The organism is Extibacter sp. GGCC_0201, from assembly GCF_017566055.1.
GTDB lineage: Bacteria > Bacillota > Clostridia > Lachnospirales > Lachnospiraceae > Extibacter.
The window spans coordinates 1-208 of sequence record NZ_JABFCH010000287.1 but is presented as its reverse complement, the minus strand read 5'-3'; the positions used below and the strand labels follow the sequence as shown (position 1 = coordinate 208).

At 50.5% G+C, this 208-nt stretch carries 1 pseudogene; it reads left to right on the top strand.

From position 1 onward, the window contains the following. Window positions 1-208, top strand: a pseudogene (locus HJV72_RS19555) (F0F1 ATP synthase subunit beta); the annotation flags it as partial.

Here is a 208-nt window from a genome sequence, read left to right as displayed (position 1 = left end):
ATAAGACCGCTCTTGTTTACGGTCAGATGAACGAGCCTCCTGGAGCTCGTATGCGTGTAGGCTTGACCGGTTTGACTATGGCGGAATATTTCCGTGATGTTGGCGGCCAGGACGTACTGCTCTTTGTTGATAACATTTTCCGCTTTATCCAGGCTGGTTCCGAAGTATCCGCATTGCTTGGCCGTATGCCGTCTGCAGTAGGTTATCA